This window comes from Streptomyces sp. NPDC006335 (genome assembly GCF_040612795.1).
Classification (GTDB): domain Bacteria; phylum Actinomycetota; class Actinomycetes; order Streptomycetales; family Streptomycetaceae; genus Streptomyces.
The window spans coordinates 1-2,246 of the sequence record NZ_JBEXQX010000052.1 but is presented as its reverse complement, the minus strand read 5'-3'; the positions used below and the strand labels follow the sequence as shown (position 1 = coordinate 2,246).

Here is a 2,246-nt window from a genome sequence, read left to right as displayed (position 1 = left end):
GGGGTGTGCCTGCTGCGTGGCACCGGCTTGATGGTGGCCATCCTCGGAGTGCTGAAGGCGGGCGCCGCCTACCTCCCGATGGACGCCGACCACCCGGACCAGCGCATGCGGTACATGCTCGAGGCCTCCGGCGCACCCCTGGTCATCACCCAGTCCGCGCTGGCCGACCGGGTAGGTGCCGCCGTGGACCGCCTGTTCGTCGACGCGGACGGGGCGGCCGTCGCCACCCACAGCCGCGACGACCTGCCGCCGCAGGCGGGCCCGGGGAACCTGGCGTACGTCATCTTCACCTCGGGCTCGACCGGCAGGCCCAAGGGCGTGCTCATCGAACACCGCTCGATGAGCCTGCGGCTGACCGAGATGGGCCGCCGGTACGGGATCACCCCGGCCGACAGCACCCTGCAGTTCGCCTCCATCACCTTCGACGCGACCGTCGAGCAGCTCTTCCCGATCCTCATGTACGGCGGGAGGCTGGTGCTGCGCGGCGCCGAACTGTGGACTCCGGCGCAAGTGCTGCGGCAGATCCGAGCCCAGCGGGCGACCATTGCGGAGATGACCCCCGCAGTCTGGGAGCTGGCCATTTCCGACCTCACGGCCGGCGACGGACTGGGCCCGGACTTCCGCCTGCTGGTCCTGGCCGGTGAAGCGATACCGGCCGCGGTGCTGACGCGCTGGTTCGAGCGGACCCCGGTACCGATCTACAACACCTACGGGCCCACCGAGGCGACGATCACGGCGGTCGTCTCGGTGCTGCGTGAGCCGGTCTCGCCGGTCCCGATCGGCCTGCCGATCGCCGCGACGACGGTGCATGTGCTCGACAGCCGGCTGCGCCCGGTGCCGGTCGGAGTGGCGGGTGAACTGTTCATCGGCGGCCCCGGCGTCGCCCGCGGATACGGAGGCCGCCCCGCACTGTCGGCGGAACGCTTCATCGCCGACCCGTTCGCGGCAGACGGCTCGCGGATGTACCGGACCGGCGACCGGGTGCGATGGAACGCCTGGGGACGGATGGAGTTCCTGGGCCGGGCCGACGACCAGGTCAAGATCCGCGGAGTCCGGATCGAACCCGGGGAGATCGAGGCCGCGCTCGCCGCCCACCCCGGCGTACAGGTGGCGGTGGTGACCCCGTTCGGTGAGTCGGCACGGGCACGACTGGTGGCCTACGTCGTCCCCGCCGACCCGTCCGAAGGCATCCCCTCCTCCGGCGAACTGCGCGGGCACCTGCGCGAGAGCCTGCCGGAGTTCATGATCCCGTCGGTGTTCATAGAGTTGGCCGCGCTGCCCCTGACCTCCAGCAGCAAGATCGACCGCGCTGCCCTGCCGGTGCCCGACGCCCACCGCCCGGACCTGGAAGGCACCTTCGTCGCCCCCGCCACCCCGGCCGAGGAGTCGCTCGCGGGGATCTGGGCGGAGTTGCTCGGGGTGGACCGGGTCGGCACCGAGGACAACTTCTTCGAACTCGGCGGCCACTCACTGCTGGCCACCCAGGTGATCTCCCGGATCCGCGACACGTTCGGGACCGAGGTCCCCCTGTCGGCCCTGTTCGACCGGCCTACGGTCGGCGAACTGGCCCGGGTGGTCGAACGGTCCGTGCAGATCGTGACGACCGCACCGATCACGCGGGCCCCGCGCGACCAGGCGCTGCCGTTGTCGTTCGCCCAGCAGCGGCTGTGGTTCCTCGACCAGCTCGAACCCGGCTCGGCCGAATACAACGTGCCCGTCCGCACCCGGTGGCGCGGGCCACTGCACGCCGGAGCGTTGCACGCGGCGCTGGGCGCGATCGTGGCCCGCCACGAGGTGTTGCGCACCCGGCTGGTGGCCGGCCCCGACGGGGCGGTTCGCCAGGTGATCGACCCGCCCGGCCCGTTCGTGCTGCCCGTGGCAGACGTGTCGGGCGCCCCCGACCCGGAGACGGCGGCCCGCGACCTGGCCGAGGCGTCCTCGGCCGCGCCGTTCGACCTGGCGGCCGGGCCGCTGGTCCGCGCGGTGCTGATCCGGCTGGGCACCACCGATCACCTGCTCGCCCTTTCGCTGCACCACGTGGTGTTCGACGACTGGTCCGGCGAGATCTTCCGGCGTGAGCTGACGGCTTTGTACGAGGCGTTCCGGGTGGGAGCGCCGGATCCGTTGCCTGCGCTGGCGGTGCAGTATGCCGATTTCGCGGTGTGGCAGCGGTCGTGGTTGTCGGGGGAGGTTCTGGAGCGGCAGTTGGGTTATTGGCGGGAGCGGCTGGCGGGGTTGCCGGTGCT

General features: G+C 71.9%; 1 protein-coding gene. It reads left to right on the top strand.

Annotated elements, in window-relative coordinates; translation table 11 throughout:
* Window positions 1-30 precede the first annotated feature (30 nt).
* On the top strand, window positions 31-2,246 hold a 2,216-nt coding region (locus ABZ098_RS44900), incomplete at its 3' end, for an amino acid adenylation domain-containing protein (RefSeq protein ID WP_356600890.1).